This window comes from Pantoea sp. At-9b (assembly GCF_000175935.2).
In the GTDB taxonomy this organism is placed as follows: domain Bacteria; phylum Pseudomonadota; class Gammaproteobacteria; order Enterobacterales; family Enterobacteriaceae; genus Pantoea.
This window is the reverse complement of the sequence record NC_014837.1, coordinates 1,367,803-1,389,067: the sequence shown is the minus strand read 5'-3', so window position 1 is coordinate 1,389,067 and position 21,265 is coordinate 1,367,803. Positions and strand designations below refer to the sequence as shown.

General features: G+C 58.1%; 18 protein-coding genes. 6 read left to right on the top strand and 12 right to left on the bottom strand.

The window, feature by feature from the left end; genetic code table 11:
• Nucleotides 1-231: 231 nt before the first annotated feature.
• Nucleotides 232-1,788, top strand: coding sequence for a histidine ammonia-lyase (gene hutH, locus PAT9B_RS06290; RefSeq protein ID WP_013508420.1), 1,557 nt, complete (start codon nucleotides 232-234; stop codon nucleotides 1,786-1,788).
• An 11-nt stretch (nucleotides 1,789-1,799) separates the two neighbouring features.
• Nucleotides 1,800-3,485 (top strand): urocanate hydratase, encoded by a 1,686-nt coding sequence (gene hutU / locus PAT9B_RS06285; protein ID WP_013508419.1) that lies wholly within the window; start codon nucleotides 1,800-1,802, stop codon nucleotides 3,483-3,485.
• 87 nt (nucleotides 3,486-3,572) lie between these two features.
• Here the strand turns inward: hutU and PAT9B_RS06280 are convergent, their stop codons facing one another.
• Nucleotides 3,573-4,454, bottom strand: a complete 882-nt coding sequence (locus PAT9B_RS06280; RefSeq protein WP_013508418.1) for an Rpn family recombination-promoting nuclease/putative transposase — start codon at nucleotides 4,452-4,454, stop codon at nucleotides 3,573-3,575.
• A gap of 341 nt (nucleotides 4,455-4,795) precedes the next feature.
• Here PAT9B_RS06280 and PAT9B_RS06275 point away from each other — a divergent pair, with 341 nt between their 5' ends.
• On the top strand, nucleotides 4,796-5,953 hold the full coding sequence (locus PAT9B_RS06275; protein ID WP_013508417.1) for a M20 aminoacylase family protein: 1,158 nt from the start codon (nucleotides 4,796-4,798) through the stop codon (nucleotides 5,951-5,953).
• A gap of 3 nt (nucleotides 5,954-5,956) precedes the next feature.
• On the opposite strand, the gene ybiB is transcribed toward PAT9B_RS06275, so the two are convergent.
• The 4 genes from ybiB to PAT9B_RS06255 are packed head-to-tail and all read right to left on the bottom strand — an operon-like array spanning nucleotide 5,957 to nucleotide 10,674.
• The gene (ybiB, locus tag PAT9B_RS06270) at nucleotides 5,957-6,925 is read right to left on the bottom strand and encodes a DNA-binding protein YbiB (RefSeq protein ID WP_013508416.1); all 969 of its coding nucleotides are present in this window, start codon (nucleotides 6,923-6,925) and stop codon (nucleotides 5,957-5,959) included.
• Nucleotides 6,912-7,565, bottom strand: coding sequence for an FMN-binding negative transcriptional regulator (locus PAT9B_RS06265; protein ID WP_013508415.1), 654 nt, complete (start codon nucleotides 7,563-7,565; stop codon nucleotides 6,912-6,914). The genes ybiB and PAT9B_RS06265 overlap by 14 nt, the downstream gene beginning before the upstream one ends.
• Nucleotides 7,566-7,567: 2 nt before the next feature.
• Complete coding sequence (gene dinG / locus PAT9B_RS06260) at nucleotides 7,568-9,721, bottom strand: ATP-dependent DNA helicase DinG (RefSeq protein ID WP_013508414.1); 2,154 nt, start codon at nucleotides 9,719-9,721, stop codon at nucleotides 7,568-7,570.
• Nucleotides 9,722-9,777: 56 nt separating this feature from the next.
• On the bottom strand, nucleotides 9,778-10,674 hold the full coding sequence (locus tag PAT9B_RS06255; protein ID WP_013508413.1) for a LysR family transcriptional regulator: 897 nt from the start codon (nucleotides 10,672-10,674) through the stop codon (nucleotides 9,778-9,780).
• A gap of 218 nt (nucleotides 10,675-10,892) precedes the next feature.
• On the opposite strand from PAT9B_RS06255, the gene speB reads away from it, so the two are divergent.
• Both speB and PAT9B_RS06245 read left to right on the top strand, forming a co-directional pair.
• Complete coding sequence (speB, locus tag PAT9B_RS06250; RefSeq protein ID WP_013508412.1) at nucleotides 10,893-11,852, top strand: agmatinase; 960 nt, start codon at nucleotides 10,893-10,895, stop codon at nucleotides 11,850-11,852.
• Nucleotides 11,849-12,931 carry an iron-containing alcohol dehydrogenase family protein gene (locus PAT9B_RS06245; protein WP_013508411.1) on the top strand — a complete coding sequence of 361 codons (1,083 nt, stop codon included), beginning with the start codon at nucleotides 11,849-11,851 and terminating at the stop codon, nucleotides 12,929-12,931. The genes speB and PAT9B_RS06245 overlap by 4 nt, the downstream gene beginning before the upstream one ends.
• 67 nt (nucleotides 12,932-12,998) lie before the next feature.
• Here PAT9B_RS06245 and PAT9B_RS06240 read toward each other — a convergent pair whose 3' ends face one another.
• The 7 genes from PAT9B_RS06240 to argH are packed head-to-tail and all read right to left on the bottom strand — an operon-like array spanning nucleotide 12,999 to nucleotide 20,007.
• A complete protein-coding gene (locus PAT9B_RS06240) occupies nucleotides 12,999-14,357 on the bottom strand; it encodes an MmgE/PrpD family protein (protein WP_013508410.1) in 1,359 nt (452 codons plus the stop codon).
• On the bottom strand, nucleotides 14,350-15,228 hold the full coding sequence (locus PAT9B_RS06235; protein WP_013508409.1) for a polysaccharide deacetylase: 879 nt from the start codon (nucleotides 15,226-15,228) through the stop codon (nucleotides 14,350-14,352). Before PAT9B_RS06235 ends, PAT9B_RS06240 begins: the two co-directional genes overlap by 8 nt.
• The gene (locus PAT9B_RS06230) at nucleotides 15,221-16,066 is read right to left on the bottom strand and encodes a polysaccharide deacetylase (RefSeq protein ID WP_013508408.1); all 846 of its coding nucleotides are present in this window, start codon (nucleotides 16,064-16,066) and stop codon (nucleotides 15,221-15,223) included. The genes PAT9B_RS06235 and PAT9B_RS06230 overlap by 8 nt, the downstream gene beginning before the upstream one ends.
• A gap of 13 nt (nucleotides 16,067-16,079) precedes the next feature.
• Entirely contained in the window at nucleotides 16,080-16,901 is an 822-nt protein-coding gene (locus PAT9B_RS06225) for an ABC transporter substrate-binding protein (protein WP_013508407.1), read from the bottom strand.
• An 18-nt stretch (nucleotides 16,902-16,919) separates the two neighbouring features.
• Nucleotides 16,920-17,684 carry an amino acid ABC transporter ATP-binding protein gene (locus PAT9B_RS06220; protein ID WP_013508406.1) on the bottom strand — a complete coding sequence of 255 codons (765 nt, stop codon included), beginning with the start codon at nucleotides 17,682-17,684 and terminating at the stop codon, nucleotides 16,920-16,922.
• A gap of 12 nt (nucleotides 17,685-17,696) precedes the next feature.
• Nucleotides 17,697-18,569, bottom strand: a complete 873-nt coding sequence (locus PAT9B_RS06215; protein WP_013508405.1) for an amino acid ABC transporter permease — start codon at nucleotides 18,567-18,569, stop codon at nucleotides 17,697-17,699.
• A gap of 10 nt (nucleotides 18,570-18,579) precedes the next feature.
• A complete protein-coding gene (gene argH / locus PAT9B_RS06210; protein ID WP_013508404.1) occupies nucleotides 18,580-20,007 on the bottom strand; it encodes an argininosuccinate lyase in 1,428 nt (475 codons plus the stop codon).
• Nucleotides 20,008-20,154: 147 nt separating this feature from the next.
• Between argH and PAT9B_RS06205 the strand changes: the two genes are divergently transcribed.
• Entirely contained in the window at nucleotides 20,155-21,126 is a 972-nt protein-coding gene (locus PAT9B_RS06205; protein WP_013508403.1) for a LysR family transcriptional regulator, read from the top strand.
• Nucleotides 21,127-21,265 lie beyond the last annotated feature (139 nt).

The following is a 21,265-nucleotide window of genomic DNA, read 5'->3' as shown; positions in this document are numbered from 1 at the left end:
CCTGTGCAGCATTTGCCTTATTACAGTGCAAAGCGCCATGCGACCTGGATATCAATCCGCATCAGCGCGCTGTTCACAGAATGTGATCAATCTGGCACAGCGCTTGCTACTTGTATAGACAAGAATAGACACTTATGCTTCACTCGCATTATTCATGGCATCGCCGACAAAACTTCCACGAGTCAATGTTGTCGGCAATTGCCGCTTTACTTGTATAGACAGGAGTAGACTATGTCAGGTTCGGTTCAGAATATTCGCCTCGTTCCCGGTGAAGTGGACCTCGCCACACTGCGCGCGATTTACCAAGGTGGCGTCGCATTAACGCTGGCCGATGAAGCTCGTGCGGCAATCGATCGCGCGAGTGCTACGGTGGATGCCATCGTGGCCTCGGGCAACGTGGTGTATGGCATCAACACCGGCTTTGGCAAACTGGCGCAAACGCAAATCCCGGCGAGCCGCCTTGCCGAGCTGCAACGTAATCTGGTGCTGTCGCACAGCGTCGGCCTTGGCGAACTGCTGCCTGATAATGTCACCCGTCTGGTGGTTGCCACCAAGATCATCAGCCTGGCACGCGGCCATTCCGGTGTGCGCATCGCCCTGATCGAAGCGCTGCTGGCGTTGTTTAATGCCGGTGTGATGCCGTGCATCCCGGAAAAAGGTTCCGTGGGGGCCTCCGGTGATCTCGCCCCGCTGGCACACCTGTCGCTGATGCTGTTGGGTGAAGGCCAGGTACGCGTTGATGGCGCGTTAATCCCGGCCACCGAAGGTCTGGCTCGCGTTGGCCTGACGCCGTTTGTGCTCGGCCCGAAAGAGGGACTGGCGCTGCTGAACGGTACGCAAGTCTCCACCGCGCTGGCGTTGCGTGGCCTGTTTGAAGGAGAAAACCTGTTTGCCGCCGGACTGATGGCCGGGGCGCTGTCACTGGAAGCCATCAAAGGATCCATTAAACCTTTCGATGCACGTATCCATCAGGCACGTGGTCAGCAGGGACAAATCCGTGTCGCCGCCGCAGTCAGCGCGTTACTCGAAGGCAGTGAAATTCTCAGCTCACACGCCAACTGTGGCCGGGTACAGGACCCCTACTCGATTCGCTGCGTACCGCAGGTGATGGGCGCGTGTCTGGACAACCTGAGCCATGCGGCGCGCGTGTTGCAGATTGAAGCCAACGCCGCCTCAGATAACCCGCTGGTGTTCAGCGACAGCGGCGATGTGATTTCCGGCGGTAACTTCCACGCCGAACCGGTGGCCTTTGCTGCCGATATCATCGCGCTGGCGGTAGCCGAGGTGGGCGCGATTTCCGAACGTCGCCTGGCGCTGCTGCTGGATACCGGTTTATCCGGCCTGCCGCCGTTCCTGGTGCGCGATGGCGGCGTCAACTCGGGCTTTATGATTGCCCAGGTTACCGCAGCGGCGCTGGCATCGGAAAACAAATCGCTGGCCCATCCGGGCAGCGTCGATAGCCTGCCGACTTCTGCCAATCAGGAAGACCATGTTTCGATGGCGACCTATGCTGCACGCCGTCTCGGTAGCATGTGCTTCAACACCGCCGCGGTGGTGGGGATTGAAGCGATGGCTGCCGCACAGGGCATTGATTTCCATCGCCCACTGCAAAGCTCCAACACCATCGAGCAGGAGATGAGCCGCATCCGCGCACAAGTCGCCTTCCTCGATCAGGACCGTTTACTCGCGCCAGATATTGACACCATGCGCCTGTGGGCCAGCAGCAATGCCTGGCCGGAAGCCCTTTCTGCGCTGCTGCCGAGCATGCGCACCACCAATGTTGAATAAAGGAACTGATGATGAGCGAAACTCTGACCCAGGCAGTTGCCCGTGAAATCCGTGCCCCACAGGGGAGTGAACTGCACTGCGCCAACTGGCTGATTGAAGCGGCTTACCGCATGATCCAGAACAACCTTGATCCGGATGTGGCCGAGCGCCCGGAAGATCTGGTGGTGTATGGCGGCATCGGTAAAGCGGCGCGCAACTGGGAATGCTTCGAGCAGATTCTGCGTTCACTGCGCGCATTGCAGCCGGAAGAAACCTTGCTGATCCAGTCAGGCAAACCGGTGGGCGTGTTCCGTACCCATGCCGACGCACCGCGTGTTCTGCTGGCAAACTCCAACCTGGTACCGCACTGGGCCACCTGGGATCATTTCCACGAGCTGGATAAAGCTGGCCTGATGATGTACGGCCAGATGACCGCCGGTTCGTGGATTTACATCGGTGCTCAGGGGATCGTGCAGGGCACCTACGAAACCTTCGTCGAAGCGGGCCGTCAGCATTACGATAACGACCTGAGTGGTCGCTGGATCCTGACCGCCGGTCTGGGTGGCATGGGCGGTGCCCAACCGTTGGCTGGTGTGCTGGCCGGTGCCTGTGTGCTGGCGATCGAGTGCCAGGAATCCCGTATCGATTTCCGTCTGCGCACCCGCTATGTCGACCATAAAGCCTATACCCTCGACGAGGCGTTACAGCTGATCGACGACGCCACCAAAGCGAAAAAAGCCATTTCAGTTGGCCTGCTGGGCAACGCGGCGGAAATCCTGCCGGAGCTGGTGAAACGCGCCAAAGCGGGCGGCATGAAACCGGATATCGTTACCGATCAGACCTCCGCACATGATCCGGTAAACGGCTACCTGCCGATTGGCTGGGATGTGGATCGCTGGCAGGCCGAACGTGCCAGCAACCCGAAAGCCGTAGAAAAAGCGGCGCGCGCCTCAATGGCAACCCATGTCCAGGCGATGCTCGATTTCTGCCATATGGGTATCCCGACCGTCGATTACGGCAACAATATCCGTCAGGTGGCGCTGGATGAAGGGGTGGCAAACGCCTTTGATTTCCCTGGCTTTGTACCGGCGTATATCCGTCCGCTGTTCTGCGAAGGTAAAGGCCCGTTCCGCTGGGTAGCGCTGTCGGGCGATCCGGAAGATATCTATAAAACCGATGCCAAACTGAAAGAACTGTTCCCGCACCATAAAACCCTGCATCGCTGGCTGGATATGGCGCAGGAGCGTATCGCGTTCCAGGGCTTACCGGCACGTATCTGCTGGCTGGGGCTGGGCGAGCGCCATAAAGCCGCGCTGGCGTTCAACGAGATGGTGCGCAATGGTGAGCTGAAAGCGCCGATTGTGATTGGCCGTGACCACCTGGATTGTGGCTCCGTGGCTTCACCGAACCGTGAAACCGAAGCGATGAAAGATGGCTCCGATGCCGTATCCGACTGGCCGCTGCTCAACGCCCTGCTGAACACCGCAGGCGGCGCGACCTGGGTCAGCCTGCATCATGGTGGCGGCGTGGGCATGGGCTTCTCACAGCATGCGGGAGTGGTGATTGTCTGCGACGGCAGCGCCGAAGCGGATGTACGTCTGGCGCGTGTATTGTGGAACGACCCGGCTACCGGCGTGATGCGCCATGCGGATGCGGGGTACGAACAGGCACAGGCTTGTGCGAAGGAGCATGGGCTGAATCTGCCGATGCAGAAATAACCTGGATGGCGGGCGTCAGGCCCGCCATTTTTTTGCCCGGCATAGCGTAACTTTCCGCACCGCCAGCCCCGGCAACGTTTGCATTATTCAGGCATGGAGCTGCTGTAACTCTTTCTCGCTCAGACCAGTGAATTTGATAATGGTTTTAATATCTACGTTCTCCCGCAGCATACGCTGCGCCACCTGCAATTTACCTTCCTGAAGCCCCTGCAGAAGAGACTCCTGCCGCCACTGTTGTTCAATTGTCATAATCTGTTCCTTAAGTTGCGGTTTGGCTTGCATCAATATCTCAACGACCTTATCCCGGTCATCGGTGTCCCCATGGCGCAGCAGATAGAAGATCACGTCGATGGAGAGATTATCATTGTAATCCACCGACAGTAATGTGGCTATCGGGTCTATGTTTTCCAACATATCGCGCAGGCGTATGATCTTGTGTGCCATTTCCATGCGCGCGATACCCCGGTGCGTCATGATCTCCTCATCCGGGATCACGGTAATATCGACCAACGGGAAAGGATGGCAGTAGACCTGCCTTGCCAGTGCTGGATCACGGAATGAATCGAGCCAGTTCATCGGGTAAGGATAGGGACTGATTTTTCCCTGATAAAACAATACCGGTACCACAAGCGGAATTTCGTTATGACCCTCGTCAATGTGACGCTGCATAGCGGCAATGGTATAGCGCATCATGCGTAAAGTCATATGCTTATCAGGCGTGCTTTGGTGCTCAATCAGAGTATAGATATATCCTTCGCCACAATCCGTCTTCATTGAGAACAGCACGTCGGAATAAAAAGCGCTGAGATCACGTTCAATAAAGGAGGTCGGTACCAGTTGCAGCGTATCCAGATCGCAGTGCTGATGGATGACGGGCGGCAGATGGATGTCGAGAAACTGTCTGGCAAGGACAGGCTGACTCATAAATTTTTTGAACAGGGCATCATGCGGCGTTGCGGTGGCACTCATTAAGCTTACCTGCCAGAGTGATGAGAGTGGCCGGACGTTAGCATAGTCGCTATCCAACTGATATATAAGAAAAGAAAATATCAGGGCGCGTTAAGAAATTCATAACATGTTGATAAAACATTCAGAATTAACCCGCCTTGTCCAGTGACAACCAAGGTCTCCTTGCGGATAAAATTCATCTTGCTGCGGATTGAACAGGCTTATTCCATTTCGCTATAGTCTATAGCCAAATTATCCCGTTTCGCGATAGACGCCGCCCCGCGCTTGCCACTACAGTGAGAAGATAATTTTTTGCAGTACCTGCCCATGGACGTACTGCTGATAATGGAGAATCCTGCCCTATGACCCTGCCTGTCGCTTTGCTGGAAAACGCCCTGCGTTGGCGTCGCCAGCTTCATCAACATCCTGAACTGGGTTACCAGGAACAGCGTACCAGCGAGCTGGTGGCACAGGTGTTGAACGATGCCGGCTTGCAGGTATTTCGTGGTCTGGCAGGCACCGGGGTGATTGGCACGTTGGAAAATGGTCCGGGGCCAGTGATTGGCCTGCGTGCCGATATGGATGCGCTGCCGATCACCGAAAAAGGCGATCCGCAGTGGAAATCCACCCGTCAGGGCGTGATGCATGCCTGTGGTCATGATGGTCATACCGCCGTACTGCTGGCGGCAGCCTGTCAGCTGGCGGCGACACGCCAGTTCAGCGGTACGGTGCATTTTATCTTCCAGCCCGCCGAGGAAAACCTGGGCGGCGCACGCAAGATGGTGGAAGAAGGTTTGTTCCAGCGCTTCCCGATGGACGCGGTCTACGCGATGCATAACTGGCCGGGTTTGCCGGTGGGTTCGCTGGCGGTCAATGCCGGGGCAATGATGGCCTCGCTCGACTCATTTGAAATCACCCTGCACGGCAAGAGCTGCCACGCGGCGATGCCGGAAAGCGGTGCCGATCCGATGGTGGTGGCCGCCGAGTTGATTTTGGCGCTGCAAACCATTCCGTCACGCCGTCTGTCACCACTGGCTTCGGCGGTGGTCAGCGTGACGCAAATCCACGGCGGCGAAGCGATTAACGTGATTCCCGAACAAATCGTGTTACGCGGCACGGTACGCTGCCTGCAAACCGATGTGCGTAACCGGGTACGCGGCCTGATCGAGGATTTTGTCAGCACGCTGCCGCGCCCGTTTGGCGTCAGTGGTGAGATTCACTGGTATCCGGGCTATCCGGTCACCGCCAACCATCAACAACCGGCTGAACAGGTACGTCAGGCAGCCGTAAATTTGCTCGGTGAGCAACAGGTACACTGGCAGGTTAATCCGTCCATGGCATCGGAGGATTTCGCCTGTATGCTGGAAGCCTGTCCGGGTGCCTATTTCTGGCTGGGTGCCGATGGCACCACGCCGTCAGCCCCGCTGCACAACGCCGGTTACGACTTCAATGATGAACTGCTGCCCATCGGCATCACCTTCTGGCAGCAGTTGGTGGAAAGTACGCTGGTGAAAGCCTGATCCTCAAATTCCCGCCTGGCTCAGACGCTGTTCTGCGTCAGCCAGGCTGGCGCTTTCGCCGCTGGCGACCAGGCAGCAAGCCAGTTGCAGACGCAGCGCCTGCGGCACCGCCCGTTCTCCTGCCAGCACCGCACGAATCCAGGCAGCGGTATCCAGTGCGCTTTTTGATAGCGGCAGTTCAACTTCCCACTCCGGCTGACGCGCAACCCACTCTTCCGCCTGCGCATTGGCGCCCTGAATGTAGCTGATCGCCGGGCAGCGCTGTGGGTTGGCATAGACCTCGCCCTCGGTGCCGTTCAGCAGCAATCCGGGCGCATCGATATCCTGAAAGAATTTGCCGACACGCGGCACATATTCGGGATGGGATACGCTGGCCAGTCGCAACGCCGCTCGCTCAGCAAAGGGCGTCGCCAGTTTCGCCAGCGTGTGAGCGCTGTTACGCACCCCCATACGCCAGCGCAGCGACAGCTGTTTCGCCATCGGCGGGCAGAGATGATCGATGGTGATAAACGCCAGCGCGCCATTATCCAACTGTGCCTGCGCCTGTTGCGCAGTGGTCACCGGGTTGATATCCAGTGCCGCCAGCACCGCTTCACTGGTCACACGCGTCGGGTCATCACTGATGCCATGCATCAACACCGGAAAACCGAGTTTGACCAGCAACAACGCCAGTAATGGCGTCAGGTTGCCCTGACGGCGGGCACCGTTATAGCTGGGAATGACGATCGGCATCGGACGGCCAGCGGGCGGTTGCAGACGCATCATCTGCTGCTGCATCGCCTGATAAAAGCCGCGCATCTCCGCCTCACCTTCTCCCTTGATACGCAGGGCGATCAGCACACCGCCCAGCTCAAGATCCGGCACTTCACCCGCCAATATTGCGCTATACAGCGCCTGCGCGGTGTCAAAATCGATATCGCGCGCGTGATTTTTCCCGCGCCCAATCTCTTTAATAATTTTATTCAGTTCCATCAGGGGTTTCCGCTTCCAGAGTGCGCCGCATCTCGGCGGCCAACGGGGAGTTGTTTTGTTGTATTAAACCGTCTGTCACCTGCTGGCGATCCGTCAGGCTGCGATTTTGATTGAGTTTCCACTTACCTTCGCGTTGCGTCACGCGAATCTCCACGCCGACAATCGCTTTAACCATACTGTCGATATAAGCGGCGGGGGCATCGCTCACGGCCCACGGCTGCGGCATCCCCTGTTCCTGCTGCGCAGTCAGCCGCTCGACCCGCGTCCTTAGCCAGTCAGCGTTATCCTGTCGGGTGATCGCCCCCCGGCAGTGTAACGTCAGGTAGTTCCAGGTCGGCACCGCTTTGCCGCTGCGCGCCTTCTCTTCATACCAGGCTGGGGTGATATAGCCCTGTTCACCCTGAAATACCACCAGCACCGGCATGCCGTCCTCCAGGGCTTTCAGGTGCGGGTTGGCGCGGGATAAATGCCCCTGCAATACCCACTCGCCCTGCGCATCGACCTGCAATAAAAACGGCAACGGCGTCGCCAGCGGGCCATCGCTCCCGTTAGAGAGCAACAAACCCAGCGGATGACGTAGCACCAGCTGACGCTGCGCTTCCGCATCCGGCTGGTTAAACGCCCGTGGCGTGTACAACATGCTCAACTCCTTCTGCTGGCGCGCCTTTTGCGCGGCGCTACCGGTTCGCTGGTCGCCTCAGGCATAGGCGGCTGTTCAATCGGGAACACCGGCAATGCGGCCAGCAGGCGGCTACCATATGGCTTGCTGATTAAGCGTCGATCGTAAATGACGATCTCGCCGAAGCACTGATGGCTGCGAATCAGACGGCCGACCTGCTGGATCAGGGTAAATGAGGCACTGGGTAAACTCTGGACTTCAAACGGGTAGCGTCTGAGGCTCTTCAGCCACTCCCCTTCCGTCAAAATTACCGGACTGTCCACCGGGGGAAAAGCAATTTTGTGGATATGCACCTGGGACAGCAGGTCCCCTTTCAGGTCCAGCCCCTCGGCAAAGGATTGCAAACCGACCAGAATGCTGGTCTTGCCCTGCTCCACACGTTGACGATGCAACTCCACCAGCCGATAACGTGGCTGGTCACCCTGCACCAGCATCGACAGGCGTAAGTCGGTAACGTGGGTCAAAAACTGTTGCATGGCACGGCCACTGGCGAACAACACCAGCACCCCTTTATGTTTCTCTGCCGCCATCTGAGCGCGGAAAAAGCGGGCCATCTCGGCGATGTGTTCCGCTTCGTGGCTCATCAGCGGTTCATACTGCATTTGCGGGATCACCAACTTGCCCTGGTCGACATGCTGGAACGGCGAGTCCAGCGCCACAAAGCGATCGCCCGCCTTCTCGTTCAACCCGGACATCTCCTGGAGCCGGTTAAAGCTGTTCAGCGAGCGCAGCGTGGCAGAGGTCACCACCACGTGAGGAATTTTGCGCCACAGCAGTTTCTCCAGCTGATCGCTGACGCGAATCCCGGCGCAGTGGAACAACAAATGCGCCTGACCGTCGCGCAGTTCACGTGTCACCCATTTGGAGACCGGTGCATTAGAGGCCTTCGCCATGGCCGCCAGTCGCCACAGCTTGCTGATGGATTCAAACCAGCCAAAGTGACGGTTAAGCTGCAAAATGGCTTTATGCAGCCGCATGATGTCGGCCTTACCGGTTTGATCGCCCAGTTCATTCAGCAACCCTTCCGCCAGACCGCGTAGCGCGTCGCTGAGTTTGAACAGCCGGGCGCACATCGTCAGCAGTTCTTCCGGTAACTCCCCCAGCACAAACCGAAATTCGCCCGGCTGATTATGGGCGGGCAGCAACGGATTGAGCGCATTGCACAACGTCTGCAACAACTCGCGCATTTCGTCACAGTGCGCTTTGAGGCGCTCCGGGTTAGTCAGCGGCGGCGGCGATTTAGGGCGGAACTGCGCCATGATGGTCTCCACCAGACGCACAAACAGATCCAGTTGCAGGCTACTCCAGCCCGGGGTGATCTCAGCGCTCATCTCCAGCGCATCACGCGCCACTTCCGGCAAATGATGACCTTCGTCCAGTACCAGCATCAGGTGTTTCGCGGGCGGCAACACCGATTCGTTTTCCATCGCCGCCATCACCAGCGCGTGGTTCGCCACCACCACATCCGCCTGCTCAATCTCGCGCCGTGCCACAAAGAACGGGCATTCACGATACCAGCGGCAATGATGCCCCAGACAGTTGGCTTTGTCGGTGGAGAGGCGCTGCCACAGGCTGTCATTGATCGCGACATCGGTATGATCGCGCAGCCCATCCCACTGGTAGCGGCTGAGCTGTTTTTCCAGCCCGGCGCACAATTTCTGCTCCTCTTTGGAGCCGGTCACCGCCTCTTCATCGAGATACAGCAGCAAATCGCCCTGCTGGTCTTCGCTGGCCGCCAGCGCAGCAAGGTTGCGCGGACAGACATAACGCCCACGTCCGAATGCGGCGGTAAAGGTGAGGTCGGGAATGATTTTTTTCAGTAGCGGCAGGTCTTTACTGAAGATTTGATCCTGCAACGCCACGTTGGCGGTGCTGATCACCAGCCGCTTCTCTTCCGCACGGCTGACGGCAATGCCAGGGATCAGATACGACAGGGTTTTACCCACCCCGGTGGGCGCTTCAATCGCCAGGTGACGGCCTTCGTCACCGGCCAGACTTTTCGCCACTTCGGCGATCATCTGGCGCTGTGGTGCACGCGGAATAAAGTCAGGAACCTGCTGTTGCAGCGCCTTATACCATTGCGCAATCTGGCTTTTTATCGCTGCTGTCAGGGCCATTATCATTAACTTCTTACGGGAAACGGCCTGTATTTTTACACAGTATCGCCACAGCGTCAGCTTTCGCTGCTATTTTTTCGCGCGGGATTCAGAATATCTCGCATCGCACGGATCAGCGTTTCACGCGCCCTCCCACGACGGAAAGCAAAGGAGAACGGCGCGCGGAAGTGAAAATGCTGCGGCAGCAAGCGACACAACGCCCCCTGCTGTTCCCAACTGCGTGCGTAGTGTTCCGGCAAATAACCGATAAACCGTCCGCTAAGGATCAAGGTCAACTGTGCCTCGATACTTTCCACCGAGGCATTGGTCTGGCGGAAGCCGCGTTTGTTCAGTTCCTGCTGGTTCCAGTAGCGCCGCGTCACCATCCCGGTTTGTTGCACGGTACGCACATCGGGCGCGCCCTGCGCCAGCGCATGATCCGGGCTGCAATATAACCAATGTTGTTCTTCGTACAGCGGAATGGTCACCAGATTGCTGGCGCGCAGGGGAAAATGACCGATGGCCAAATCGAGGCGATCTTCCAGCAATTGTTGTTGCAGTTCATTGGGATCGCGCACGCTGAGATTGAAAAACACCGCCGGAAAACGTTGATTAAAACGGGCGATGGCCGCGGGCAAAGCCAGCGTGCTGTCGGTAACGGTGGCATCCACCACGCCGAGGGAAAAGGTGCCACCCTGCGCGCTTTTCAGCGTCTCCACCTGTTCCTGCCAGCCCGCCAGCGTCGCCAACATTTGCTGGCTGTAACGATAAAACTGTTCCCCTTTACTGGTCAGGGTAAAGCCGCCACGCCCCCGCTGGCAGAGAATAAACCCCAGTTGGGTTTCCAGTTCGCTCATATAGGCGCTGATGGCCGGGGTGGTCATGTTCAGTGCCTGCTGCGCGCGCGAATAGCCCTGGTTTTCTACCACGCTGGCGAAGACCTGGAGCAGTTTGAGATTGGGTAACGGTTGCATAATGTTATTCCGTAGCGGCGCGATTTATCGCGCAATCCTGTGCGCGCTGGCGGAAAAGCCTGCGCGATAAATCGCGCCGCTACGTTAGTCTCTCCCTTTTTCTTAAGAAATTACCGGTAAAAGTTAAGTAATCTCTGAAGTGATTATCTGCTGTCAAGGATTTTTCCCGCCGCTCCGTCAGGTAATGATGTCCGTCTGTTCAATGTAAGGAGCCGGTCATGACCCATTTTCCCCAACCGCAGGGCGGCAATGAGATGCCGCGTTTCGCCGGACGCGGCACCATGATGCGTTTACCGGCCAGTGAGTCCCCCGCCGATCTGGATGTGGCGTTTATCGGTATCCCGCTGGATATCGGCACCTCACAGCGCAGCGGCACCCGCTACGGGCCGCGCGCCATCCGCGCCGATTCGGTGATGATCCGTCCTTATAATATGGCGACCGGGGCAGCGCCGTTTGATTCGCTGCGCGTCGGCGATCTCGGCGATGTGCCGATCAATACCTACAGCCTGCTGAAATCGGTCGATATCATTGAAGAATTTTACAGCGATCTAAACCAATGGCCGCTGATTCCGCTGACGCTGGGCGGTGACCACACTCTGACGCTGCCGATTCTGCGTGCGCTGGCAAAAAAACACGGCCCGATGGGGCTGATCCACGTGGATGCCCATACCGACACCAATGATGAGATGTTTGGTGAAAAAATTGCCCACGGCACCACGTTTCGCCGGGCGGTAGAAGAAGGCTTGCTGGATTGTCAGCGCGTGGTGCAGATTGGGCAACGTGCGCAGGGCTACGCCGCAGACGACTTTCAATGGGGGGTCGATCAGGGCTTCCAGCTGATCCCCGCCGAGCAGTGCTGGCATCGCTCGCTGACGCCGTTGATGGCCGAGGTGCGCACGCGGATCGGTAGCGGCCCGGTGTACCTTTCTTACGATATCGACAGCTTTGATCCCGCCTGGGCTCCCGGCACCGGTACGCCGGAAGTGGGAGGACTGACCTCGATGCAGGGGCTGGAGATCGTGCGTGGCTGTCGCGGTTTGAATCTGGTGGGTGGCGATCTGGTGGAAGTGTCACCGCCGTATGACCAAAGCGGCATGACCTCACAGCTGGCGGCCAATATCCTTTATGAGATGCTGTGCGTGTTGCCCGGCGTCCGTTACACAGAGAAGAAGCAATGACACAAATGAATCTGGTGTTCCCGGCCCGCGTATTGCGCGGTGCGGGGGTAATTAATCAGTTGGGTGCAATCTGCGCCAGTCTCGGGCAGCGTGCGCTGCTGATCGGCGGCCATCAGGCTCTGCACGCGGTAGAAGCGCAGGTGCGCGCTCAGCTACTGGCGGCCGATGTGGCGCTGGTGGCGCAGGAGTGGTTTGGCGGCGAAACCTCGATCAATCACATCAATCGGCTGGCAGCCATCGCCACCGAATTGCAGGCGGAGGTGATTATCGGTGTCGGCGGCGGCAAATCGCTGGATACCTGTAAAGCGGTAGCGGCACAGCTTGGCCTGCCGGTAGTGACCATCCCCACCATTGCGGCGACTTGCTCGGCCGTGACGCCGCTGAGTATTCGCTACGATGATAACGGCAACTTCTTTGATATTTTCCCGCTACCGCAAGCCCCGGCAGCCGTGGTGATTGACAGCGCGCTGCTGGCAAAAGCGCCGCCGCGCTGGCTGGCCGCCGGGCTGGGCGATACGCTGGCGAAATGGTACGAATTCCGCGCCGTCAGCACCCGCCATCCGGCCAAAGAAGGTAACGCGCTGTCATCACTGGCGCACAGCAAGATTTGTTACGACGTGATTGCTGAACACGGCCCGGCCGCTTATGCCGCCGTGCTGCGCGGTGAGAGCGGCAGCTCGTTGGATCAGGTGCTGGACGCGATTTTCACCTGGGCCGGTTTAACCTCGCTGATGAGCAACGGTGCGCACGCAGCGGCATCGCATGCCATCTACGAAGGCTTTACCTTCTGCGATAAGACACGCGAGTTTGGCCATGGCCTGTTGGTGGGCTTTGGTAACCTGTGCCTGCTGGCGCTGGAACATCGTAGCGATGACGAAGTGCTGGCGGAGATGCGTCTGGCGCGTGATTGCGGTGTACCGCTAACGTTGACTGAAATTGCCGATCTGGACACAGCCGAGCTGGAGCTGATTGTACGTGAGTCGGTGCATGCGCCGGATATGGCGAATATGGCGGAAACGGTGACGGAAGATCGTTTACTGGCGGCAATCGCACGCGTTGAGAAGCTGGCAACACGGTAACCGCGCGATAAATCGCGCCGCTACGAGAGGTACAAATATGTGTAGCGGCGCGATTCATCGCGCAAAGTTAATGGTGTTTGACTGCCAGCAACGCCGTAATCTGACTCACATCGCGGATGTCATCCAGCGCCATGCACACCGTTTCCAACTGCACCACCTGCGCTTCTGGCAGTACGCGCGCCGCGAGGCTACGGTATTTCTCCAGCAATGCGTCCAGGCTCAGTGGGTTAGCCGGCGCACCCGAGGGCACCGCCACATGCTGCTGCCACTGTGCGCCCTGCACCGTCTCCAGTCGTACCCAGGGTTCGGCATCCCGGCTTTGTTCAGGATCGATCACCAACTCCACCCGCGCCATCAGCGCTTCCGCATCAGGGTGCAGGCGTTTCGCGTCATCATAGCTGGCGAGGTCCGCCGCACCATACAGCGCGCGCGCCGTTAGCGCGTAAGGCAAACTCATCTGCGCGGCCGCCAGGCTGGCGACATCACGAGTGCCGCACATCTCCAGCAGGAACGGATTCACCCCCACCACAATGCGTGCAATGTCCGCGGTTGCCAGCGGTTGCTGTTGCAACAGGATACCCAGCGCATCAATCGCGGAATGCGTGCCACGACAGGCGGCATAGGGTTTGATCGAACAGCGTGCCAGTTTCCACACCACGCCCAGATCGGCCACTAACGCCTCGGGCTGCTGAGTGTCCGCCGCCAGCGTTTGCAGGAAACCACCCCAGCGTGGCTCAAAGACTGCCGAAGGACCGCTGATACCTCGCTGAGCCAGCAGCGCTGCCTGCACGCCACCTTCCGCCGCACGTGCGGCGTGCAGCTTTTTGGTGTGCGAGCCGTCGTGAATAAAGCCCCACAACCCGCCACTGAAACTGGCGGCGATGCCCAACGCCGAGGCGCTTTGCGCCGCGTTGAGTTGCAGCAACGAACAGACTGCCGCCGCCGCGCCGAAAACGCCACAGCTGGCGGTGGAGTGCCAGCCCGCACCGTTGTGCGCTGAATAACCACCGCAGGCTTCCAGCACCCGGCGACCGATGTCATAACCGATCACCATCGCGGTTAACAGCGCCTGACCACTCACCGGCTGTGGTGCCAACGGCAACACCGCCAGCAGCGCCGGGATCACCACCGCGCCGGAATGATCGCAGCCGCCGGTATCATCCAGCTCGTACATGTGCGCCGCAACGCCGTTCAGCCACGCCGCCTGACGCGCATTGACCTGTTGTGCGCTGCCCCACACCTGCGCCTGAGCATAGCCGCCCTCGGCCTCGACCAGCGCCAGGCACTCGCGCCAGATCGGGCTATCACTGCCCGCCAGCGAGGCACCCAGGGTATCGAGGAAGTGACGTTTGGCCTGCTCCACCAGCGCGGTGGGCAGTTGGTCAAACCGGGTTTCAGCGATAAAACTCGCCAGCTGATTAAGCATTGATCTCTCCGATGACGCGGGTGAAGACTTCAGCCGGATGATCCGGGCCGTTGTCGGGCTGGCTCTGCCAATGCGCCGCCACCTGCTGCGCGGTAGCGATCCACACGTTGTGTTGTTGCAGCGTGTCGAGCAGCGATCGCAGCAGACCGATACGCCCGGCAGTGCCGATGATTTCCGGATGCAGACGCAGCAAATAACACAAGCCAAAGCGATGGAAGCCGCGAAAATCCTGGGTCAGGTTGTCGAGGGTTTCACCGTAAGGGGCAATACGCGACTGCCCCGGTGGAATCGCCGGGCTGAGGTTAAAGGCAAAATAGGGTTCGTCTTCCAGCGTGTAGTGCATCGGCAGTTCCACCAGCCGGGTACCGGGGTGGAAATAGGGCAAATCATCACCGCGCCAGCTGGAGGACCAGCGAATACCCTGCTCAATCAACGCCTGGGCGAGGCCCGGTTTCCACTGCCCTGCCGGGGTGCGGAAACCCTGAATCGGTTGACCGGTTACCTGCGCCAGTTTGTCGCAACCCCGCGTGATGCTGGCAATTTGTTGTTCCAGGGTCAGCGTGGAGAAATCTTCATGGCGATCGCCACTACAGGCAATTTCATGGCCGGCAGCGATAATGCGTTGCACCAGCTCTGGCTGCTCCTCCGCCACCACCGCCGGTAAGCACCAACTGGCTGTTAGCTGCTTTTCCGCCAGCAGGTTCAACAGACGATCGACGCCGCGTAGTGTGCCATAGCGCCATACCGACAGGGTTTTGTCGCGTCCCGCCACGGCCGGAGCCTGCGTCAGAATGCCGTGAATATCGTTAAAATCGATGGTGATGATCGCCGCCGACTGGAAGCCCAGCGGCCAGCGGGAAGATTCAGTCATGCTGCTGCTCCTGCAAGTACCACTGCGCCACCGCATCGCAGCGCGCAAACCACACATCATCACGCGCCGTCATATGTTCAAACAGCTGCTCCAGCAGCAGTAAACGCCCGGGCTGGCCGGAAATTTTCGGATGGAACAGCGTGGTCAGGCACAAGCCTTCATCCATCGCGCCATCGAATTCACGCTGCCAGTTATCGCGGGTGTGGGCATAGCTGGCAATACGATCGCCGCCTTTCGGGAAGTCCGGCTGGCGCGTATAGGCCAATGAGGCGTAATCATCCATCTCCCATTTGCCAGGGATCTCAACCAGCGGCGTATGCCCGGCCACCGGGATGCTATATGGACGGTCGTCGCCACGCATGCTGCTGGAGTAGATCACCCCAGCTTCACGCAGGATCTGTGGCGTTTCCGCATGCCAGTCGCCTGACGGCGTGCGGAAACCACAGGCGGTAATGCCGAGATATTGCTGAAAGATCGCCGCCGATTTGGTCATCACCGCCCGCTGTTCTTCAGGCGAGATCGCCCAGAATGATTCATGACGGTAGCCGTGATAGGCCACTTCGTGGCCCTGTTCAATAATCGCCTGACACTGCTGCGGCCACTGCTCCACCACCCACGCGGGAACAAAGAAGGTGGCGGGCAGTTGAAACGCCCGCAGCAGATCGAGCAAACGCCCGAGCGCGCGGTACGGCCCGTAAGCGCCAAAGGTGAAATACTCTGGCGTTGACCACAGGCTGCCATTCAACATGGCATCGCCGGTGGGACCATCAAGGTCAAACGCCAGCGCCATACAGCCGCGCTTGCCCTGTGGCCAGCGCACTGCGCCCGGTTGTTGCATCAGCCGTCTCCTGTTAGCCCTGGTTTACCGTAGCTTTTGCCACGCCGTTGTCGCTCAGACCCCATTTGCTGAGGATCTTCTGGTAAGTCCCATCGGCGATCATCGCATCCAGCGCGCCCTGCACGGCGGTGGTCAGATCCGAGGCATCTTTGCCGATCGCCATGCCGGTGTACTGGAAGGAGAACGCTTTATCGAGCGGTTTAAAGGTGCCTTTTTCCAGGTCCATGATGTACGGCAGGGTTTCACTGCCCTGCACTGCCGCATCCAGACGACGCTGACGCAGCTGAGTACGGGCATCCGCGGTGCCTTCTGCGCCCACCACTACGATGGCCGGTTTACCGGCAGATTCGCAGTGCTCTTTGCTCCAGTTAGCAATCTCTTGCGGGAAGGTGGTGCGACGGCTGGTGCCGACGCGCTTGCCGCACAGATCCATCGCACTGTTGATGTCACTGCGGGCCGATAAGGTGTAGAACTGCGGGCCGGTTTTGAAGTAGTCGATAAAGTTGACCACCTTCTGACGCTCTTTGGTGTCGGTCATACCGGACATCACCATATCAACGCGTTTGGTGACGACCGCGTTGACCATCTGTTCAAACGCGATCTCCTGCCAGTTGATCTTGACGCCCAGCTTCTGACCAATCGCCATACCGAGATCGTAATCGACACCGGTCAACTGGTTGCTGGCCGGATCTTTAAAATCCATCGGCGGATAGTTCGGCATGATCGCCACGGTCAGACCTTTCTCTTTGATCGACGCTGGCACAGCGATGTCGGCCCAGGCAGACGATTGCAGCAACAGCGCGGCACTTACGGCGCTCAATAACAGTTTTTTCATTCAAATCACCCCGGTCAGTTAAAGAAGAATCGCGTTGATAAAGTTTTTCATCCGTGGGTTTTGCGGGTTCAACAGAATATCTTCCGGTGCGCCCTGCTCGATAATGCGTCCCTCGTCCATAAACACCACCTGGTTCGCCACTTCGCGGGCAAAGCCCATCTCGTGAGTAACGACCAGCATGGTGGTGCCTTCTTTTGCCAGTTGACGCATCACCGCCAGCACTTCACCGACCATTTCCGGATCGAGTGCCGAGGTGGGTTCATCAAACAGCATTAATTTCGGTTTCATCGCCAGCGCGCGGGCAATCGCCACTCGCTGCTGCTGACCGCCGGACAATGACTGAGGGTAGTCATGCGCCTTGTGTGCCAGACCGACGCGATCCAGCAACGCCATCGCCTCTTCGCTGGCTTCACGTTTCGGGCGCAACAGCACACGACACGGCCCTTCGATGATGTTTTCCAACGCGGTTTTATGCGGGAACAAGTTGAAGCGCTGGAACACCATGCCGGTTTGCAAACGCTGGCGGGCAATCTGCTTGTCGCTCAGCGGATAAAGTTTGTTGCCATTGATGCGGTAACCCGCCAGTTCGTTGTCGACCCAGATACCGCCCTGATCGACCTTTTCCAGCTGGTTAATGCAGCGCAGGAAGGTGCTTTTGCCGGAGCCGGATGGCCCGAGAATGCACATCACCTCGCCGTAATTCACCTCAAGGCTGACGTCCTTCAATGCGTGGAACTGGTCGAAATATTTGTTCACCTTGACGGCGCGCACGATGTTTCTCATCTCTCTCACTCCTTAGTGACGACGGCGATGGCCGCGTGAGAAGTAGCGTTCCAGCTGGCTCTGGCCGAAGGACAGCACCGTCACCACGATCAAGTACCAAATACCGGCCACGAACAGCAGTTCCATCACGCGCGCGTTGGCAAAGTAGATGTTCTGGGTGTTGTAGAGCAGTTCCGAGTACTGAATCATGCTCGCCAGACTGGTGGTCTTGATCATGCTGATAAATTCGTTGCCTACCGGCGGCAGGATGACGCGCATCGCCTGCGGCAGGATGATGCGCTGCAATGCCTGCAAACGTGGCATGCCGATCGCTTTAGCCGCCTCGTACTGACCGGTATCCACCGACAGCAGACCGGCACGCACCACTTCGGAGGTGTATGCCCCCTGGTTGATGCTCAGGCCGAGCAGCGCGGCGAGGAACGGCGTCATGACGGTGACGGTTTGCACACTGAACACGCCGGGAATGCTGATGGTGGGAAACACCAACGCCAGGTTGAACCACAGCAGCAGTTGCAGAATCAGCGGCGTACCACGGAAGATCCAGGCGTAACCGACCGCGATGTAGTGCAGCACCGGGTTGGGCGACATGTACATGATGGCGGTGATCACCCCGAACAACACGCCGAAGCCCATTGCCAGAACTGACATAATCAGGGTGTTGACCACCCCGTCGAGAATCGCCTTGGCGGTAAAGAACTGGCCGACAAACGACCATTCGATATTGCCGTGCGCAAAGGCATTAACCAGCAACGCCAGCAGGATCAGGATCACTACCGAGGCGGTGATGCGGCCGTAATAACGACGCGGCACCACCTGATAACGATCAAGATCGTAATGCGGCTGACTGCTGGCGTTGTTCGTTGCCGTGGTGGTCGATTGCGACATCAGCGTCTCCTCAGGCGCGCGGGCCAGCGTAGTCGTCAGCCCACTGCTGCTGGGCCTGCATCAGGGTTTGCAAACGTGCCAGTTGCTCGCGTACACGCTCAGGCGCTGTGCCGCCGTAACCGTTACGTACTGCCAGCGCTGACTCCAGCGTCAATGCACCACGTACCTCGGCGGTCAGACGGCTATCCACCGCCTGTAGCTGCGCATCGCTGAGATCGGACAGGCCACAACCTTGCTGCTCGCACAGCTGCACCAGCTGACCGGTGATTTCATGGGCTTCACGGAACGGCACACCGCGCATGGCCAGCCAGTCGGCCACTTCGGTCGCCAACGTGAAGCCATCCGGTGCCTGCTCACGCATCACCTCGGTGTTGAATTTCAGCGTCGCCATCATCCCGGCCATCGCAGGCAGCACCAGCAGCAGGGTGTCAACGGCATCAATCACGTTACGTTTGTCGTCGCTCAGGTCGCGGTTATAGGAGAGCGGCATCGCTTTCATGGTGGTGAGCAGCGCCGTCAGGTTGCCGACCAGGCGACCAGAACGACCGCGCGTCAGCTCGGCAATATCCGGGTTCTTTTTCTGCGGCATGATTGAGCTGCCGGTGGCGTAGCTGTCGTGCAGCTCGACCCAGCGGAACTGACGCGATGCCCACATGCACACCTCTTCACACAGGCGTGACAGGTTGATGCCAATCATGCTGGTAACGAACAGAAATTCGGCGGCGTAATCACGGCTGGCAACCGCATCAATCGAGTTCTCGCACGGCGCGAGATAGGCCAAATCAGCCGCTGCCAGCTCTGGCTGGCGGGCAATGGCGGAACCGGCCATCGCGGCCGCACCGAGTGGGCAACGCGCGCTGCGGCGATCCCAGTCCTGCATACGTTCGATATCACGCGCAAAGGATTGCGCATGCGCCAGCAACTGATGTCCAAACACAATCGGCTGAGCCTGTTGCAGATGGGTAAAGCCTGGTGCCACACTCTCGGTATGCTGTGCTGCCTGCTCGACCAGCGCCTGTTGCAGTCCGAGCAGCGCAGTAACCACCTTGCGGCCGTTATCGCGCAGGTAGAGACGCAGGTCATTGACGGTCTGATCGTTACGCGAACGACCGGCACGCAGCTTGCCACCCAGCGGCCCTAAACGTTCGGTGAGCGCGCGTTCCACAAAGGTATGCACATCTTCATCTGCCGCAATCGGATGCAGCTGACCGGCGCGGAACTCAGCATCCAGCTCATCAATCGCCGCCAGCATGGTGCTCAGTTCCGCGTCGCTTAGCAGTTCTCCACGCGCCAGTTCACGAGCATGGGCACGACAGCCAGCAAAATCGTAAGGCGCCAGAGCAAAGTAGTAATCCGGGCTACGTGACAGCGCGGTTAAACTGGCCGCCGGTGCCGCTTTAAAACGCGCACCCCATAACAGTTCTGCTTTCTCAGACATGCAATTTTCCCCTTACCAATAATCAATAGCGAGATGAATTAGGTGTCAGCGATAATAAAAACTTATTTTATTGCTACGCTGGTAAATACGGCACATTTCAGGTTCACTACACTTTCACCGCAATAATTCCGGAGTTGAATAGCAAAGATGGAAAGTAAAGTTTCCCAGTCTGGAAACAATGCAATCAATCGCAACGATAATGCGGTGCTGGCATTAAGTAATATCGATTTAAAATTGCTGCGCGTATTTAAATGCGTGGTGGAGGCCGGTGGATTAACCGCCGCCAGCCACGAGTTGAATATTGGTCTGGCGGCAATCAGTAAGCAGGTTTCCGATCTGGAAATTCGTCTCGGCATGACCCTGTGTAGCCGCGGGCGCGAAGGCTTTGAACTGACGCAGTACGGCGTTAACGTCTATCAGGCGACGCTGGAGCTGTTTGTCTCGCTCAATTTGTTCCGCGAACGGCTGCACAACAGCCGCAACGAGCTATTGGGTGACATCGCCATTTGCGTCGTGGATAACACCATTTCCGACCCACAATCGCCTGTTACCAGCGCGGTGCAACAGTTGCACCAAAATGCGCCAAAGGTACAAATCCGTCTGCAAACGGCACAATTAGACGATATTGAACGCGGTATTAGTGAAGGCCGTTTTCATTGTGGTGTCGCGCCAGTTTATGAAATGAAAAGTGATTTCGATTACTTCCCGTTATATAAAGAATACTCAAAACTTTATTGTTCAGTGGGCCACCCACTTTATTCCGGCAGTGCTGACCATAAAATACCCCTGGAATTATTACGCGAACAAAAAGTAATAAATCACTTATATGTTACGCCACGTGATGCACGTCGGGTTATTCCACTCCACGACAGCGGTGTGCAAGCGGTTCAGGTTGAGTCGGTCGCCATGCTGATCCTCACCGGCCATTTTATTGGTTATTTACCCGAACACTATGCCGCTGCGTTTATTGCGCGGGGTCAGCTGTGTGAATTGGGAGATGAATCGATTCGTATGGAGAATCCCTTCTGTCTGATGATGAAGAAGGGCCGCAAAATAAATCCGATTATTAAGTTGTTTATGCAGGCGCTGGCGATCCCGGAGGCGGAGGGAGTGCACTGATTTGGTGCAATGGGTGAGGTGCGCGCGGTTGCCCTCACCCCGGCCCTCTCCCGCAAGACGGGAGAGGGAGATGTGCAATGTGCCAATCCGGGCGCGATCAGTCCCCTTTCCCGCAAGATGGGAGAGGGAAATGTGCAAT